Origin of the sequence: Pseudoalteromonas sp. NZS11_1 (assembly GCF_015864275.1) — a bacterium.
Classification (GTDB): domain Bacteria; phylum Pseudomonadota; class Gammaproteobacteria; order Enterobacterales; family Alteromonadaceae; genus Pseudoalteromonas; species Pseudoalteromonas arctica.
The window spans coordinates 1-1,234 of record NZ_JADYXK010000060.1 but is presented as its reverse complement, the minus strand read 5'-3'; the positions used below and the strand labels follow the sequence as shown (position 1 = coordinate 1,234).

The window sequence follows — 1,234 nt, the reverse complement described above, 5'->3', positions numbered from 1 at the left end:
TACCGTGGGTGAATAATATCTATTAGATCACAGCGAACGGATGGGTTCAAGGTTAAAAAGCAATCAATTTGAAATAGTAGAATACGTTCCTAAAAAGAGTAATTCTACAACCTCAACGCCCGCATAAGCCGTGAGCAGTGCTGGCGCAATTGGTTGCGCCGTTGTTCTTTTGCAACCAATGTGAAAGCGCTGTGAATCGTGTCTTCATGCGCTTGTTAGTTGCCGACTTAACCAAACCTTTTTATATAGTTATCTAGGTTGGGCGAAACATCTATGCGTTTGACTATACCGTTACGAAGGAAAAAAACTAGTTCATATTCCGAATTCACATACTCTTTAAATATACCGTCACTAACTTCTAACACTAAAGCAGGAAAACTAGCCAATAATTCAGACTCATTGAGACCGATTGGTCTTATACCATCTAACTGAGCAGCGTCAGAAGATATAGATACATCCCACAATATAAAATTGAAATCAGGATCAAAATATAGCCGTACACCTAGAGACTGAAAATTCCATATTTCTGAACTAACTCCATCTTTGCCTAACTCATTTTCTATTTCATCTGGTTTTCCAAATAACTCAATTGCTTGATATTTAGAATCACCAAATTTAATAGTACTTAATCCGAGCAGTGGTAAAATATTCATAAGGCAACTAACGCCCCAATATGCCGACGAAAAGAGCGCAGCAAGTTGAGGTCGGTATAATTGGTTTGTTATGTTTCTGGTGCATCGTGTCTAGGAAAACTAATAGGTATGCGAAACTTCAGCCGTGATATAGATTGATTATTCTCTAGCGATTTCCCCTGCGACCCTAAAGCTACAATACCAGCAACTACTCCAATTCCACCTTTAGTTTCAGTTCCTTCACTTGATGTAACTGCCACATCAAACTCTACAGAATTAATTAAATTTCCTTTTTTATCCCAACCGATAGCGAGGTTTGTACCCCCGCTTTTGGACTGAGTGAATACGTTATGCACACTAGGAACGATGAGCGCATCATCTGATTTAATCCTTGATTGAGCATCGACGATTCCTTCAACGATCTCCACAATACTTTCAGATATAAATTCTTTAAGATCCATTTATTTCATCCTTAAGAAACATAACACTTTAGTATTTATGCGACACGCAGTTTGTGTTGCATAATCGCTTGTTGGACTGAGGCGCTACCTGCTCGGTGTGTCAGAGTTGGTGTTGTTTATGCTATGGGAATTTGCTTTTTA

The 1,234-nt window shown here is 38.7% G+C and carries 2 protein-coding genes; both read right to left on the bottom strand.

Features of this window, described 5'->3' with window-relative positions:
* Nucleotides 1-227 precede the first annotated feature (227 nt).
* Nucleotides 228-653 (bottom strand): hypothetical protein, encoded by a 426-nt coding sequence (locus I6F44_RS19480; protein WP_197174408.1) that lies wholly within the window; start codon nucleotides 651-653, stop codon nucleotides 228-230.
* A gap of 68 nt (nucleotides 654-721) precedes the next feature.
* Nucleotides 722-1,093 carry a hypothetical protein gene (locus I6F44_RS19475; RefSeq protein ID WP_197174407.1) on the bottom strand — a complete coding sequence of 124 codons (372 nt, stop codon included), beginning with the start codon at nucleotides 1,091-1,093 and terminating at the stop codon, nucleotides 722-724.
* Nucleotides 1,094-1,234 lie beyond the last annotated feature (141 nt).

Bases quoted from the DNA above. Each gene is read 5' to 3' on its own strand.
- I6F44_RS19480 (WP_197174408.1), bottom strand. From the start codon at position 653: ATGAATATTTTACCACTGCTCGGATTAAGTACTATTAAATTTGGTGAT.
- I6F44_RS19475 (WP_197174407.1), bottom strand. From the start codon at position 1,093: ATGGATCTTAAAGAATTTATATCTGAAAGTATTGTGGAGATCGTTGAA.